17 protein-coding genes and 1 pseudogene are annotated in these 14088 nt (G+C 70.6%); 15 read left to right on the forward strand and 3 right to left on the reverse strand.

Translation table 11 applies throughout. The annotated features are described in order from the left end of the window. Positions 1–132 precede the first annotated feature (132 nt). The 3 genes from ACXKR8_RS00920 (at position 133) to ACXKR8_RS00930 (ending at position 3008) form a co-directional block, all read left to right on the forward strand. Positions 133–912: a class I SAM-dependent methyltransferase gene (locus tag ACXKR8_RS00920; protein ID WP_462100219.1), complete on the forward strand. Its 780-nt coding sequence runs from the start codon at positions 133–135 to the stop codon at positions 910–912. Further along, on the forward strand, positions 909–1805 hold the full coding sequence (locus tag ACXKR8_RS00925) for a TVP38/TMEM64 family protein (protein WP_458270998.1): 897 nt from the start codon (positions 909–911) through the stop codon (positions 1803–1805). Before ACXKR8_RS00920 ends, ACXKR8_RS00925 begins: the two co-directional genes overlap by 4 nt. Before the next feature lie 123 nt (positions 1806–1928). After that, positions 1929–3008 (forward strand): methyltransferase domain-containing protein, encoded by a 1080-nt coding sequence (locus ACXKR8_RS00930; protein WP_458270999.1) that lies wholly within the window; start codon positions 1929–1931, stop codon positions 3006–3008. A gap of 43 nt (positions 3009–3051) precedes the next feature. On the opposite strand, the gene ACXKR8_RS00935 is transcribed toward ACXKR8_RS00930, so the two are convergent. Next, positions 3052–3297: an anti-sigma factor family protein gene (locus ACXKR8_RS00935; RefSeq protein ID WP_462100220.1), complete on the reverse strand. Its 246-nt coding sequence runs from the start codon at positions 3295–3297 to the stop codon at positions 3052–3054. A 225-nt stretch (positions 3298–3522) separates the two neighbouring features. Between ACXKR8_RS00935 and ACXKR8_RS00940 the strand changes: the two genes are divergently transcribed. Together ACXKR8_RS00940 and ACXKR8_RS00945 are read left to right on the forward strand one after the other, a co-directional pair. Continuing rightward, entirely contained in the window at positions 3523–4080 is a 558-nt protein-coding gene (locus tag ACXKR8_RS00940) for an RNA polymerase sigma factor (RefSeq protein ID WP_458271001.1), read from the forward strand. 50 nt (positions 4081–4130) lie between these two features. Further along, complete coding sequence (locus ACXKR8_RS00945; protein WP_458271002.1) at positions 4131–4400, forward strand: anti-sigma factor family protein; 270 nt, start codon at positions 4131–4133, stop codon at positions 4398–4400. 614 nt (positions 4401–5014) lie between these two features. Here the strand turns inward: ACXKR8_RS00945 and ACXKR8_RS00950 are convergent. Continuing rightward, complete coding sequence (locus tag ACXKR8_RS00950) at positions 5015–5431, reverse strand: hypothetical protein (protein WP_458271003.1); 417 nt, start codon at positions 5429–5431, stop codon at positions 5015–5017. 156 nt (positions 5432–5587) lie between these two features. Here ACXKR8_RS00950 and ACXKR8_RS00955 point away from each other — a divergent pair, with 156 nt between their 5' ends. Both ACXKR8_RS00955 and ACXKR8_RS00960 read left to right on the forward strand, forming a co-directional pair. After that, complete coding sequence (locus tag ACXKR8_RS00955) at positions 5588–6250, forward strand: hypothetical protein (protein WP_458271004.1); 663 nt, start codon at positions 5588–5590, stop codon at positions 6248–6250. Between the two features lie 417 nt (positions 6251–6667). Continuing rightward, a pseudogene (locus ACXKR8_RS00960) lies at positions 6668–7837 on the forward strand (recombinase family protein); the annotation flags it as partial. Positions 7838–8631: 794 nt separating this feature from the next. Here the strand turns inward: ACXKR8_RS00960 and ACXKR8_RS00965 are convergent. Next, positions 8632–9615: an IS5 family transposase gene (locus tag ACXKR8_RS00965; protein ID WP_458271005.1), complete on the reverse strand. Its 984-nt coding sequence runs from the start codon at positions 9613–9615 to the stop codon at positions 8632–8634. A gap of 284 nt (positions 9616–9899) precedes the next feature. Between ACXKR8_RS00965 and ACXKR8_RS00970 the strand changes: the two genes are divergently transcribed. The 8 genes from ACXKR8_RS00970 (at position 9900) to fabV (ending at position 14050) form a co-directional block, all read left to right on the forward strand. After that, positions 9900–10136 (forward strand): hypothetical protein, encoded by a 237-nt coding sequence (locus tag ACXKR8_RS00970; RefSeq protein ID WP_458271006.1) that lies wholly within the window; start codon positions 9900–9902, stop codon positions 10134–10136. Then, positions 10133–10357 carry a hypothetical protein gene (locus ACXKR8_RS00975; protein WP_458271007.1) on the forward strand — a complete coding sequence of 75 codons (225 nt, stop codon included), beginning with the start codon at positions 10133–10135 and terminating at the stop codon, positions 10355–10357. Before ACXKR8_RS00970 ends, ACXKR8_RS00975 begins: the two co-directional genes overlap by 4 nt. Next, complete coding sequence (locus ACXKR8_RS00980; RefSeq protein ID WP_458271008.1) at positions 10354–10596, forward strand: hypothetical protein; 243 nt, start codon at positions 10354–10356, stop codon at positions 10594–10596. The genes ACXKR8_RS00975 and ACXKR8_RS00980 overlap by 4 nt, the downstream gene beginning before the upstream one ends. Then, entirely contained in the window at positions 10593–10775 is a 183-nt protein-coding gene (locus ACXKR8_RS00985) for a hypothetical protein (RefSeq protein WP_458271009.1), read from the forward strand. The genes ACXKR8_RS00980 and ACXKR8_RS00985 overlap by 4 nt, the downstream gene beginning before the upstream one ends. 74 nt (positions 10776–10849) lie before the next feature. Beyond that, positions 10850–11422, forward strand: a complete 573-nt coding sequence (locus ACXKR8_RS00990; protein ID WP_458271010.1) for a methyltransferase domain-containing protein — start codon at positions 10850–10852, stop codon at positions 11420–11422. Then, positions 11419–12597: a hypothetical protein gene (locus ACXKR8_RS00995; protein ID WP_458271011.1), complete on the forward strand. Its 1179-nt coding sequence runs from the start codon at positions 11419–11421 to the stop codon at positions 12595–12597. Before ACXKR8_RS00990 ends, ACXKR8_RS00995 begins: the two co-directional genes overlap by 4 nt. Next, positions 12597–12866, forward strand: a complete 270-nt coding sequence (locus ACXKR8_RS01000) for an acyl carrier protein (protein WP_458271012.1) — start codon at positions 12597–12599, stop codon at positions 12864–12866. Before ACXKR8_RS00995 ends, ACXKR8_RS01000 begins: the two co-directional genes overlap by 1 nt. Continuing rightward, complete coding sequence (gene fabV / locus ACXKR8_RS01005) at positions 12863–14050, forward strand: enoyl-[acyl-carrier-protein] reductase FabV (RefSeq protein WP_458271013.1); 1188 nt, start codon at positions 12863–12865, stop codon at positions 14048–14050. Before ACXKR8_RS01000 ends, fabV begins: the two co-directional genes overlap by 4 nt. The last annotated feature ends 38 nt before the right edge of the window (positions 14051–14088 follow it).

The raw sequence follows: 14088 nt of genomic DNA on the forward strand, positions 1-14088 counted from the left end.
GTCCCGCGTGATCCGTGCGTGTCCGGCGTGTCCGAAACGGAATGGCGGACCGGCCCGGCAGGGTTCCCGACGGAAAGCACAGGGGCGAGCAGTCCCCATGGGCGGGAGGATCGGATGAGGGGCGAAGGCTGGATGGACGAACCGGACTGGCGGCGCTACGTCGCCGCCTACCACCAGGCGCACCCCGGTATCACCGAGCAGTTCTTCTCCCTGGCCGATGCTTCCCCCTACGCCTGGCTGGCCGAACCACTGCGCGGTATCGAGGGCACGGTCCTCGACCTGGCCTGCGGCTCGGCGCCCACCCGTCAGGAGCTGCCGGCCGCCGACTGGGTCGGGATCGACCTGTCGGCGGCAGAACTGGCCGAAGCGGCCCGCCGGGGCCGCGGCCCGCTCGTCCGAGCCGGCGCGGACGCGCTCCCGGCCGCCTCCGCGAGCGCCGGGGCGGTCTGCGCGGCGATGTGCCTGCCGGTCGTCACCCCCCTGCCGCAGGTCCTCGGGGAGATCCGGCGTGTGCTGCGGCCCGGAGGGATGCTCGCGGCGCTGGTGCCCTCCCAGTCCGGGCTCTCCCCGTCCGGCATGCTCGGCTGGCTCCGGGTGATGGCAGCCCTGCGCTCCCTACGCCAGCCGTGGCCCAACCCGCAGGCCCGCGACGGGCTGGCCGCTGTGCTGCGCACGGCGGGCTTCCGCGTCCGCTGCGACGAGCGACGTGTCTTCACCCTCGCCATCGACTCGGCCGACGCGGCGGCCCTGCTGGCCGATGCCCTGTATCTGCCCGGTCTGACACCGGACCGCTCCCAGGCTGCCAAGCGTTCCCTGGCACGGTGGGCGGCCCCGGGGCGACGCCTGGAGTTGCCGCTGCGCCGCGTGGTGGCCGACCTTCCCGCCGAACCACCGTCACAGGAGCCCACATGAAGCACCAGGCAACCCCCTCCTCCGCTACCGAGCCCACGCCGCCCGACATCGGCCCGGGTTCCGATGCGGGCCCGGACGGGGTGGCGCGGAGGTCGGCGCGCGCGGCGTGGCTGCGGCTGGCCTTCCTCGTGGTCCTGCTGGTGGCGTTCGGGGCCTGGGTGGCGCTGGGAGGCGGGGACCTGTTGCGCGAGGTACGCCAGTGGGTCGACTCGCTCGGCATGTGGGGGCCGGTCGTCTTCGCGGTCTGCTATGCCCTGGCCGTGACGGCGCTGCTGCCCGGCTCCGTACTGACCGCCTCCGCGGGGGCGCTGTTCGGGCTGCCGCTGGGGGTGGCGGCCGTGCTCGTGGGAGCCACGGCGGGTGCGGTCCTGTCGTTCGGCCTCGCCCGCTGGCTGGGGCGTCCGGTCGTGGCCCGCTATGCCGGGTCGGGGCGGCTGTCCCGGCTGGACGCCTACCTGACACGCCGCGGGTTCGCGGCCGTGCTGCTCGTGCGGCTGGTGCCGCTGTTCCCCTTCTCGGTGATCAACTACGGGGCGGGGGTGGCCGGTGTCCGCTTCTCCTCCTATGTCACAGCCACGGCCCTGGGCATCATCCCGGGCACCGTCGTCTACACCGGGCTCGGCGGTTCCCTGGGCGACCCCGGCTCCCTCGGGCTGTGGATCGCGCTGAGTGCTCTGCTGGTGCTGAGCGCGGGCGGCTGGTGGGCGGCACGGCTGGTCCGCTCCCGCAGCGTCGAGGCCGACGCGATGCCGGTAGCCGGTGACGGCCCTGGGGACGCCGACGACGAACGTCTCGTGAGGGAGGAAGTCCGTACCGGTGTGGAGGAAGCCCACCGCGTTTCGGAGCGCGATGGGCGGCATCGGTCCTGCACACCGGTGGTTGATCGCCGCTGATCTGAGACCCGACCGGATTACGGCACAGCGGAGGGGGAATGACGACCGCCGCACAGCGGGTTCCCGTCGCGGCCCCGGTGAACCACCGGCCGGAGCAGGCGAGATCACTCATCAGGGAGAGACATGGCGACGATCGACGTATCCCCGGAGCAGCAGACGCCCCGCTCGTCCGTGGCGGAATCGGTCAGGGACTACTACGGAAAGGTGCTTGCCTCCTCCGCGGACCTGAAGACCTCGGCCTGCTGCACGGACACGGCACCGCCGCCCCACATCGCCGCGGCCCTCGCGCAGGTGCACGACGAGGTCATGGAGCGTTTCTATGGCTGCGGTTCGCCCATCCCGCCCGCACTCGACGGGGCCACTGTGCTCGACCTGGGCTGCGGCAGCGGGCGGGACGTCTACGTGCTGTCCCAACTGGTCGGCCCCACCGGCCGGGTGATCGGCGTCGACATGACCGAGGAACAGCTGGCCGTAGCACGCCGCCACCAGGACTGGCACGCCGAACGGTTCGGCCAAGCCAACACCGACTTCCGCCACGGCTACATCGAAGACCTGGCCACGGCCGGCATCCCGGACGCCTCCGTGGACGTGGTGGTCTCCAACTGCGTCCTGAACCTGTCGCCGGACAAACCGCGCGTCTTCGCCGAGATCTTCCGCGTCCTGGGGCCCGGCGGCGAGCTGTACTTCTCCGACATCTTCACCGACCGCCGCCTGCCCACCCCCCTCCTCGGCGATCCCGTCCTCGTCGGCGAATGCCTCGCCGGCGCCCTGTACACCGAGGACTTCCGCCGCATCCTTCAACGCGCCGGCTGCCCGGATGCCCGCACCGTCACCGCCTCCCCGGTGGAGATCAGCGACCCGGACATCGAGCGGAAGATCGGCTTCGCCGCCTTCACCTCCCGCACCGTCCGCGCCTTCAAGCTCCCCTTGGAGGACCGCTGCGAGGACTACGGCCAGGTCGCCGTCTACCGCGGCACCATCGCCGAGCACCCGCACGCCTTCGACCTCGACGACCACCACCGCTTCCCCACCGGTAAGCCGATGCTCGTCTGCGGCAACACCGCCGACATGCTCGCCGCCACCCGCTACGCGGCCCACTTCACCGTCACCGGCGACAAGAGCCACCACTTCGGCCTGTTCCCCTGCGATCCCGTGGACGGCGCAGCCGCGCCGACCATGGGCTCACCGTCGGGCTGCTGCTGACCAGCACGCCCGACCGCCAGGGTTCGCGCGGGATCGGTGTCCTTCAACGGCGGGCCCGGTCCCGGCCCGGCGGCGTGGTGAGGTGATGAGCGAAGCGCCGTACCCGGGCCGACGCGAGGGACGGGGGCGTCCGCTGGGGATGGTGCCGCAGGGATGCCTTGACCAGCCGCAGCAGTTGCAGACTGCCGCTGCACGCCCAGCAGCAGGCGATGTGGGCGGCCACCCGCACGCGGTGCGCGCCGGTGAGCTGCCCGTCGACGTACGCTTCCACGTCACCGCGCAGCCGCACATGCCGTATCTTCTCCCGGCACTCGGCCCACACTCGCCCCGGCCCGGGAACGCGCTGCCATTTCATACAGCGGAAACCCCTCTCGCCACACGCAGCATTCCAGCCCGCGCACAAGCTCCTCACCCCGCCACTGACCGCAGTGGCGCCCGGGACCGGGAAGCAGAAGGATGAAGAGGATGGAATGCGGATCCGGGGAGAAGGGGTTTCCACGGTGTGGAAGACGAAGTGACAGCGCCGCCTGACCCCGCGGACCTTCGGGGTCAGGCGTTCGCCGCCTATGTGCTGCCGGAGGTGGCGGTACTGCTGCGGGTGGCGATGACGCTGACCGCGCAGCCGGCGGATGCCGAGGACCTCGTGCAGGACACCCTTCTGCGCGCCTACCGGGCCGTGGACCGCTTCGACGGGAAGCACCCGCGCGCGTGGCTGCTGACGATCATGCGGCGGGCCGAGATCAACCGCCACCGCCGCCGCCGTCCCCACCTCCTGGACGACCCGGACACCGATCTGGACCGGCTCAGCACCACGGGCCCCAGCGGGTCGGCGGAAGAGATCGTGGTGGGTGAGGCGTTCGACGAGGTGGTGGACGAGGCCCTGTGCGCGCTGCCGGACAAGCACCGCCAGGTGGTGCAGCTGGTGGACATCGACGGCCTCACCTACGCCGAGGCCGCCCACCTGCTCGACGTGCCCGAAGGCACCGTGATGAGCCGGCTGCACCGGGCACGCAAACGGATACGGGCACGACTGGCCACGGCCGGACTGGCACCGAAACGAGGTGTGATGTGAAGAGGCGCCCATGGTGGCGGCGTGCAGCGGCCGAGCGCCGAATGAACTGCATGCAGGTCGCCCGAGTGCTGCAGTCCTACCTCGACGGCGAAACCGACGAGGTTACCGCACGCCGGGTCTCGGCACACCTGGAGGACTGCCGCCGCTGCGGCCTGGAGGCGTCCGTCTACCAGGAGATCCACAACGCGCTAACCCGCCGCACGGAGCCCGACAGCCAAGCGGTGGAGCGCTTGCAGGAGTTCGGCGCATCGCTCCTGCACGACCCGCCGACCGGAGACGACGACACGGAACACGGCACCACGGCTCCGACAGGTGGCTAGTGGTTATGAACGGTGTCAGTCGGCCCCGCCCGTGCGGCCCGTCGCCGCGGCGACGCCGCCTGGCACGTGGTCTTCGCAGTACGGCGTCCAGCCCGTGTCCTCGCGCACCGCCCAGCCCTCCCCGGGCCGCAGGTAGTGCGCACACGTGCTGCAGGCCGCCCCGAACCGCGAGCGCACCACGGTCCGCTCGCCCGGCGCCCGGCTCATCGACGCGTCCATTCGTACCCGTCGTCCCCGCCGAGCAGGTCGCCGACATCCTCACCGACCTCGTCCAGGTCCAAATCCTGCGGCATTTCGGCCTCGGTCTCGTCCATACCCCCCATGATGCCCGCGCGGATCGCCCCCTCGCGGTGAACTCGCCGAGTAGGACCCGGCGGGGTCAGCGGGGCGCTACTTTCGGAGGATGCTGACGCCCCCGACGACTCGCTACGGTGAGCTGCGGAATCCAGGCACAACAACGGCCCTGACCGGGCCTCAGCTGTTCAAAATTGGGCCATGGTCCAATTTGGGCCTACTGGTGGCCGCATCACCCCAGGTCAGGGATATCCGGTGATTTTGCGGCCGTTGCTACCGGGACCCGGAAGCCCTTGTCGCGCAGGTTCGCCATCATCGGGTCACCGTTGACGCGTTCCGAGCTCGTCGGGCCACTCGGTGGGCTCGACCATGTTCTGCTGCCCGACAGTGAGCACGGACATCAGCACGCCCTTGGCGACCTGTTGCTGCAAGGCCTCGCGCATCCCGCCCAAGCGCGGGGTGATACCGGCCGCCTCGGCGATCGCGTTTTCCGCGTCCGTCGCGAGGTAGGGGTGGGCGGGGGCGGACAGCGCCATCATCAGGTTCAGCGCCTCGTGGCCGAGCCTGTCGCACATCAGGTTCCACGTCTCGCGGTCCCGGCCGCCCCCCTTGTAGTAGTCGACGGCCAGGGTGATGCCCTCCATCAGCTTCGCCACCTTCACGGAGACCTCGGCCAGGAGCCTCTGGATCTGGGCGTCATTCAGGTCGGGCAGCGGGGGCCGCTGGGGAATCTGCATGGCCGCGACGCTGCCGACCCGCGGGACGTCCCCGCCCAGGCTTCCGAGAATCAGAGCGTTGTGGTGAACCGCTCTGCTGATCGATGAACTGCGCGTTTCTCCATTCGGTGGTGTGTGGACTGCTTCTTCCGGGCAGCCAGCTGACGATTGGTCGGTTTGGTGGTGGAGGTGTCGTTCGTGCCGTCGGTGATCGCGTTGCTGGAGCGTCGTGAGGCTCGGGCCCGGGAGGAGCTGAACGCTTGGCAGGAGTTGCTGCGTGAGGCCCAGGAACAGGTCGGCGTCCATCAGGAGCGGGTGGAGCGTGCGCGGATCGGCTGTGAGGAGGTCCTGCGTGCGCTGGCGGAGGAGGCCGAGGCCGGCATCGTGGAGCCGCTGACCGCGGCGGTGCCTGCTGTGTGCGCGCCGGCGCTGCCATCGGCGCCGGAAGTGCCGCAGGAGTTGGAGGTAGCGCGGGTCGAGGTGTCGGAGCCGACGGCGTCGGCCTTGCGGTGGGACTACGATCCGCGTCCGCCGGTGTGGCGGCCGGGTCTGGGCGTGGAGGCGCTGGCCGGGGTGTACCGGCAGGTCTTCGACGTGGTCGCGGGTGCGGGTGGCCCGGTGGCGGTCAAGGCGTTGACGCTTGCGTTGGGGCGGGACGCGGAGCGGTTGAACGAGATTGAGAAGGTCCGTCACCGTGCCTACGCTTTGCAGGCGCGGGGCTGGCTGAGGCGGGTGCCGGGCGGGTTGTTCATCCCCGCGCAGGGCCTGGTGCCGCCAGCCGGTGGGGGCGGAACTCGGGCCAGTGCGCGCGCTGGCGGGCCATCCGCCGCACGAGGGTGATCGTGGCGGCCCACCACACCATCTGCACGTGGTGGTCCTCGCGGCGCTCGTGGTCGCGGTTCAGCCGCCGGGAGCGCGACAGCCAGCCCAAGGTCCGCTCCATACGCCAACCACACTGCACTTATGGATAGTCAAAGCAGTGGTCAGGAAACGATAATCGGACGAGAGGGCTTGCGGCGGTTGGCTGCTGTGGCCGAGAGGCTGATGGCCCGCGCGAGTGGCGGAGGGAGCGTGCCGTCATGGCCGACGACAGTGACAACGGCCCCAGATAGAAGTGCTGCTGAGCTCGGACACGTTGGTGTGGAACAGCTTACCGGTGGTGAATCGGCTGGCTGCGGTGCGGCAGTTGGTGCTGTTGGCGAGTCGTGCGATGGATAGCGCGGCGGCGAGTGAGCGGGGTCAGCGATGACGGCGCTGATGCCCTGGGAGCGGGTCGGAAGCAAGGTTCGAGATCGTCACCTGCAGCGACTCGCGGTGATCTACGTCCGGCAGTCCACCCGCCAGCAGGTCCTGGAGCATCAGGAGTCGACGCGGTTGCAGTATGCCCTGGTGGACCGTGCGGTCGCGCTGGGCTGGGAGGCGGGCCGGGTCCTGGTGATCGACGAGGACCTGGGCAGGTCCGGGTCCAGTGCGGTGGCCCGTACAGGATTCCAACGGCTGGTCACCGAGATCGGCCTGGACCACGTCGGCCTCGTGTTGGGCATCGAGATGTCCCGCCTGGCCCGTTCCGGCAAGGACTGGTACCAGTTGCTCGAGCTGTGCGCCCTGTCCGGGGCGGTCCTGGCCGACACCGACGGGGTCTACGATCCTGCTGACTACAACGATCGGTTGCTGCTGGGGCTCAAGGGCACGATGAGCGAAGCCGAGCTGCACCTAATCAAGCAGCGCATGTGGAGCGGGCGCCTGAACAAGGCCCGTCGCGGTGAGTTGGCGTTCGCACTGCCCAGTGGCTACGTCCGCCGCCCGTCGGGTGAGGCGGTCCTGGACCCCGACGAACAGGTGCAGACCGTCGTGCGCCTCGTCTTCGCCCAGTTCGAACGCCTCGGCACCTTGCACGGCGTCCTTCGCTACCTCGTCGACCACGACATCCAGGTAGGCATTCGGCTGCGCGAGGGCCCGGACAAGGGCACCCTGGAATGGCGCAGGCCGAACAGGATGACGCTGCAGAACATGCTGCACAATCCTGCCTACGCCGGCATCTACGCCTACGGTCGGCGCAGGGTCGACCCGCGTCGCCAGGACCCGGCCCACCCCAGCACCGGCCGGGTCGTCCAGACCCAGGACGAGTGGTACGTGATGGTCCCAGACGTTCTGCCCCCCTACATCAGCATCGACCGGTTCAAGGCCAACGAGGCGAGGTTGGCGGCCAACCGCGCCCGCGCCGATGCCATGGGCTCGGCGAGGACCGGAACCGCACTGCTCGGCGGGCTGGCGCGCTGCGGGCGCTGCGGCAGGCGGATGAGCGTGCGCTATCACGTCCAGCACGGCGAGAGCCTGGCCGAGTACGTGTGCTGCCGGGATGTGACCAACTACGGGAGCGGCAGCGCCTGCCAGCTCATCAACGCCGCCTGCCTGGACGACTTCGTCGCGGGCCAGGTCCTCGCAGCCCTGGCGCCCGCCGCCGTGGAAGTCTCCCTACGAGCCGCCGACCACGTCCTGGCCGAGCGGGCCGATCTGGAACGGCTGTGGTCGCAACGACTGGAACGAGCCTCGATCACCGCCGAGCGGGCCCGCCGCAGCCACCACCTGGCCGAACCCGAGAACCGCCTGGTCGTCCGACACTTGGAAAAGGAGTGGGAGCAGGCCCTGGCCGCCCAGCAGCGGTTGAGCGAGGAGCACGACCGCTTCACCCGCACCAGCCCCAGCACCCTGACCGCGGCCGAGCGGGCAACTGTCACCGCCCTCGCCAGCGATATCGAGGGACTGTGGAACGCGCAGACCACCACGGCCACGGACCGCAAGGAGATCGTCCGCGCGGTCATCGACAAGGTCGTCGTCACCGTGCTCGGCACCAGCGAACAGGTCCAGGTCACCATCGCCTGGGCCGGCGGGACCAGCACTCCAGCGGACATCGTCCGCCCCGTCCAGCGCCTGGAGCAGCTCAGTTACTACCCGCAACTGACCGCCCGGATCCGTGAACTGGCAGGACAGAACATGGGAGCCGACGGCATCGCCGCGCGATTGGAGGCCGAAGGCTTCCGACCGGCCAAGGGCGGCAGGCGAATCTCAGCGGCCACGATCCGCGACCTCATGCGCCGTCTCGACTGCCTGGCAGGCCGCACCCACAAGCGCCGCCCCGCACCACCCGGCGAGGAGCCCGGGCCGCACGAGTGGTGGCTGAACCAGCTCGCAGTCGAACTGGAGATGACCATCTCCACTCTCTACGCCTGGATCCACCGCGGCTGGATCACCGTCCGCAAGGAGAGTTGCTGGCCCCACCGGCTCATAGCCCACGCCGACCAGCAAGAACTCGCTGAACTACGCGAACGCCGCACCCGCCCGCCGGGCTGGTACAGCCGACGCCTGTGGACGGACGACGCCAGCACCACGACCGTTGACACTCCATGAGTGCACTGTGCTTGACACATCTCCACCACCCAGCGGCGCGCCAGCACCTTGAACCCCCTGGTCCCGTCAGCGCGTTTGACTACCTCCACGTCCACCCCGTGCGCCGCGAACGCGGCGGCCAGCTCCGGGCCCTGGTAGGCGGAGTCCACCCAGACGAGTTCGAGGAGTCGTCCGGGCTCGGCCATGAACGCTTCGAGCAGCCCGGGGGCGGCCTTGGAGTCGTGCACGTTGGCGGGGGTGACGGTGACCTCCAGCAGCAGTCCGCCGGTGTCGGTCAGGATGTGCCGCTTGCGGCCGTCCCGGGATTTGCCGCCGTCGTAGCCGCGTGAGGCGGCCGGGCAGGTCTCCGAGCCGTCCACGGACTGGGAGTCGATGATGCCCGCGCTCGGCTCAGGCGCTCGTCCCTGCCGCTCACGCTCGGTGCGGCGCAGGCGCTGGTGGAGCTCGCGGATGTAGCCGTGGCGCCGCCAGCGGCGGAAGAAGTCGTAGACCGCGCGCCAGAAGGGGAAGTCCGCCGGCAGATTGCGCCACTTGACGCCGTTGTCGACCAGGTACCGCACGGCATCGACCATGCTCCGGTGGCAGTGCGCCTCCGGGCGTCCGCCCCTTCCCTCCAGCCAGGCGGGCATCGGCATCGCGACGCGGACCACCGCCCATTCCGCGTCCGTCATGTCGCTGTCGTAGTACGGCGCGCGGTGCCCGCCGGAGATCGCCCCGTACAAGTGCACGTAGCAGTCACAGCCCCGGGTGAGCGCAGTGGACTCCCCGGCACCACAAGTGCTCAACTGGTCAGGCAACGGGCTCCCTTGGCCTGCAGTGGTCTCGACAACCGACTGTCTACCAAGAGGCCCGTTGCTTCATGCCCGAGCAGTTCCGGGCACTCGCGTGCGAACCCTCACCCTCCCCACCGGCAGTCCTAGAACGCCGGACGGTTCACCACAACGCTCTTAGTCAGCAGCCGCGTCACCCGGAAGCCGACCGCTCCCGCCCCCGTGACCGAGCTGCACTCCCTGTACCGCCGTGTCCGTCCCCGCCCTCGTCGGGGACGGACACGGCACCATCCCCGCCTCCGGGAGCCTCCGTGCCCAGCAGCGCCACCACCGAGCAAGCCGCCGCGGTGAAGCCGCCCGCTCCTGCCGACCGTGCCACCGCCCGCGCGGAACGAATCGCCGCCAGCGACGCCGCCTTCCGCGACCTCATCGCCGAACACCGGTTCTCCCCCAGGCACAGGCGGTGCAGCCAGGGCTGCCCGTACTGGCCCTGCGACCCGCTGTGGCGCGCGGCCGCCGTATGCGACGCCGCGCTGGCGCAGCGGTGAGCGCCGCCGACGGCTGGGGACACCGGCAGCACCCGCTGCTGGGCCGCCAGGTCGAGGACGTGGCCACCGGCAAGCTCGGCACGCTGCGCGCCGTGGTGGACACCGACGTGCCCACCCACACCGGACGCCCCCGCACGGTGACGCTCGCGTTCGTGGCACCGCACGGCGGCGGCCAGGAATGGACGACCAGCCCCACCAACGTCCGAGAGGTCCCCTCATGACCACGGTCCCCACCGACCCGCGCCACGACCACGCGCTCCCGCTGCGCCATCCCGGGACCAGCGTCCACCGCCCACGCCGGCCCGCCTACCTCTGCGCCGACGCTGTCGAGCCGTCGGGCACCACCCTCTACTACCCCGACCGCTCCCGCGCCGCCGCCAGGGCCCAGGTCCTGGCGCAACTGGCCCAGGGCCGACGGCTGACCGCCGACCGGCGCGCAGGCCGCGAGCCACGGTGGTGACCCGCGGACAGCAGCCGGAGGTGGGCGACCTGGTCCAGAACGCCGACGGCCACCAGCGGGTAGTCACCGACATCCGACGCGGGCAATGGGTGCTGCGCAGCGTCCACGGCAGCCGTGAGGACCCGCCCGTGCCGCCCGACAGTCTGACCCTGGTGGCACGCCGGGGCGACTGGCGCTGAACCGCACTCCCCTGCTCCAGGCCGGCATCCGCCCGGACCTGTGATCAATCCGGAGTCTCTCCCCGGAGGTGCTGATGTCGAATCTCCACTCACCTGCTCCCGTCAGCCGGTTCGTGCGCCGCCCGTACATCGAACGCTGCGCCCGGTACGAGATCGCGGGCGACCGGCTGTCCACCGGCGGCCTTTGCGACCGCGACTCGGTCGCCGACGTCGGGGCCGGCCACACCGAGCTGGACGTGTGCCTGCGCCTTGGGCACGGCTGGCGCGGCCGGTACGTGCCGGTGGACCGTTGGACCGGACCGGTCGACCTGGAGCACTGGGTGCCTCCGGTGCGCTGGGACTGGTTCGCGTGCCTGGAGGTCCTGGAACACCTGCGCGACCCGCTGCGGCTCCTGGAGGCGATGCTCAACACCGCGGTGAAGGGCGTCGTGGTCACCACCCCCAACCCGGCCGTGGTCGACGTGCTGGCGATGGACCCCACCCACGTCACGCCGATCAGCCGCGAGCAGCTGGCCCAGGCCGGGCTCTACACCAGCCTGCACAACCTCTACGGCGCCGATCAGGACGGCATCTGCGGTGTCTGGTACCGCGAGGGCCTGCACCTGGTCGAGCGGGACGTCGTCCCCGTCTACGCAGGAGAGTCATGATCAAAGAGGGACAGTACACGTTCATCGACGGCCGCGACCAGGTCCTCCCTTACCTGGGGAAGTACGCCGCGAAGCGGGCGGACGTGTTCGAGGTGATCCGGCGTCGGTGGGAGGCGGCCGGCCTGGAGCAGGCGCCGTACCGGCCGCTGCGGATCGAGCTGGAGCTGACCAGCAAGTGCAACGACTCCTGCCCCTCGTGTGGGATGGGCGCGCTGCCGCTGAACAAGGGCATCACCCTGGGCCCGGAGCGGCGGGCCCGGATGGTCGACCAGTTCGACCAGGTCGGCCTGCCCGCAACCGCGATCACCGGCGGGGAGCCGTTCGTGGCCCTGCACGCGCTCCTGCCGCTGATGCGGGCGCTGCGGGAGCGGCACATCGACATCTCCAAGCTCACCACCAACGGCCTGTGGGGCGCCCAGCGGCGGTGCCAGCGCACGTTCGACCGGCTCGAGCAGGCCGGGCTGCTGGACAACGAGCTGTTCGTACCGCTGCTGATGGTCTCCATCGGCGAGCAGACCACCCCGCTGGACTACATCGCCCGGATCCTGCACGAAGCGGTCACCCGCTACAGCGACCACGAGCTGAATATCGCGGTCTCCAGCCTGACCGACCCCACCGACCGCAACCACAAGGTGTACGAGCTGATCGCCCTCTACGAGCGCGCCTACGGCGAATTCCCCCACGAGCGGGTCCACTCCACCATGCGGGTCTACCTCGACAACGAGCGCCTTCCCGAGCAGAAGGAGGTCCAGCGCCCCGGCCACACGACGGTGGAGCGGTGGATGAACGCCTGCTACGACTGCTTCGCGCCCACCGTGGGCACCTACATCCTGCCCACCGCGCTGCTCAAGGAAGACGGGCGGATCTACGCCTGTGCCGCGTTCAACGTCCCCGAGAAGCTGGCGTTCGGGAACCTGTGGACCACGGACCTGCGCAACATTCTGACCCGCACCAACCAGGACGCCTACGTGCGCAAGGTCCGCGCCGGCGGCGGCCTCAAAGCCCTGCACAGTGTCGTGCCCAAGCAGTTCACCACGGGCACGACCTGCGACAGCTTCTGCGGCTCCTGCAGCCTGCTGATCGACCAGTTCGACCACGCCACCGACCGCCCCGCCCCCGCTGCCGGGCTCCTGATACCCGCCGACACCCTGCTCAGCCGCCCGGCGGGTGCGTGATGGACACCCACAAGGTTCTGCGCGCCAACTTGGCGCGGCTGACCACCGTGCCGCTCGACACCGTCGGGGACGATATGAGAGCGGCCCACCTCGAACACCACCTCGGCATCGACAGCCTGGCCCTCCTCCAACTGGTCACCGCCCTGGAACACGACCTGGGCATCGTGATCCCGGACGAGGACACCGGGCAGTTCACCACCGTCGCCGACGTCCAGGACGCCCTGGACCGGCACACCCGCACCCCGAACGGAAAGGTCACCACCCCGTGAGCGAGCGACACCTGAAGCCCGGAGGCCGCGGCTTCCTCATGGTCAACGCACACCCCAACGGCGCTGCTGCCACCGTCGACCAGCTGTGGCAGCAGCTCCCCGACCGCACCGCCGACGGGCGCCGCCCGGTGGTGCTGGTCATCGGATTCAGCGCCGGCTACGGCCTGGCCGCGACCCTGGCCGCCGCCCGCCGCGGCGCGGTCGGCGTCGGCGTCGCCTTCGAGGCCCCCGAACTCCCGCGCCGCACCGCCTCCGCCGGCTGGTACCGCACCGCGCGGACCGCCGAGCTCACCGGCGGCCAGTGGACCTTCCTGAACACCGACGCCTTCGCCGACAGCGCCAAGGCCGACGTCGTCAAACTGCTCACCGAGCAGTACGGCCAGGTCGACCACCTGATCTACAGCATCGCCGCACCCCGGCGCACCGACCCCGCAACCGGGCAGATCCACCACTCCGTCATCCAGCCCCTGGACGGCCTCTACACCGCCAAGTCCCTGGAGTTCACCGACGACGGCCCCGCCATCGGCTCCTCCACCCTCCAGCCGGCCACCGACCAGGAACGCCAGGAGACCGTCAAGGTCATGGGCGGTGAGGACTGGAAGCGCTGGGTCGACGCCCTGGACCAGGCCCACCTGCTCGCCGACAACTTCACCACCGCCGCCCTGACCTACGTCGGCTCCGAGCTGACCGCCGGGATCTACCGGGCCGGGACCATCGGCGCCGCCAAGGAGCACCTGGAAGCCACCGCCCGCGAACTGGACACCCAGCTCGACGGGCCCCGCCGGGCGTACACCGTCGTCGCCGGCGCGGCTGTCACCCAGGCCTCCACCGCCATCCCCAGCATCGCCCTGTACACCAGCCTGCTGCACCGCGTCCTGGGCAAGGACGGCTTCCACTCCACCACCCGGCAGATGACCGCACTGTGGCAGCAGCTGACCGGCGAACAGCCCCTGGACCTGGACGAGACCGGCCGCATCCGCCTGGACGGCTGGGAACTCGCCACCGACGTCCAGGACAAGGTCCGCGCCCTGTGGCAGCAGGTCACCACCGAAAACGTCACCACCAGCGCCGACACCACCTGGTTCCGCCAGCAGGTCGGCCAGCTCTACGGCTGGAACGTCCCCGGCATCGACTACACCGCGACCAGCGAGACCACCGTGCCGTGGCCCGGTAGCGCCAGATAATCCGCTCGAACCCTCAAGACCCCGGCCCCGGCCCCGCC

The sequence above is a fragment of the Streptacidiphilus sp. PAMC 29251 genome (genome assembly GCF_054208735.2).

What these genes read in the sequence shown, in the direction of transcription:
- ACXKR8_RS00950 (WP_458271003.1), bottom strand. Translation starts at nt 5,431, where the DNA reads ATGCAGATTCCCCAGCGGCCCCCGCTGCCCGACCTGAATGACGCCCAG.
- ACXKR8_RS01000 (WP_458271012.1), top strand. Translation starts at nt 12,597, where the DNA reads ATGGACACCCACAAGGTTCTGCGCGCCAACTTGGCGCGGCTGACCACC.
- ACXKR8_RS00995 (WP_458271011.1), top strand. Translation starts at nt 11,419, where the DNA reads ATGATCAAAGAGGGACAGTACACGTTCATCGACGGCCGCGACCAGGTC.
- ACXKR8_RS00925 (WP_458270998.1), top strand. Translation starts at nt 909, where the DNA reads ATGAAGCACCAGGCAACCCCCTCCTCCGCTACCGAGCCCACGCCGCCC.
- ACXKR8_RS00930 (WP_458270999.1), top strand. Translation starts at nt 1,929, where the DNA reads ATGGCGACGATCGACGTATCCCCGGAGCAGCAGACGCCCCGCTCGTCC.
- ACXKR8_RS00920 (WP_462100219.1), top strand. Translation starts at nt 133, where the DNA reads ATGGACGAACCGGACTGGCGGCGCTACGTCGCCGCCTACCACCAGGCG.
- ACXKR8_RS00980 (WP_458271008.1), top strand. Translation starts at nt 10,354, where the DNA reads ATGACCACGGTCCCCACCGACCCGCGCCACGACCACGCGCTCCCGCTG.
- ACXKR8_RS00990 (WP_458271010.1), top strand. Translation starts at nt 10,850, where the DNA reads ATGTCGAATCTCCACTCACCTGCTCCCGTCAGCCGGTTCGTGCGCCGC.
- ACXKR8_RS00945 (WP_458271002.1), top strand. Translation starts at nt 4,131, where the DNA reads ATGCAGGTCGCCCGAGTGCTGCAGTCCTACCTCGACGGCGAAACCGAC.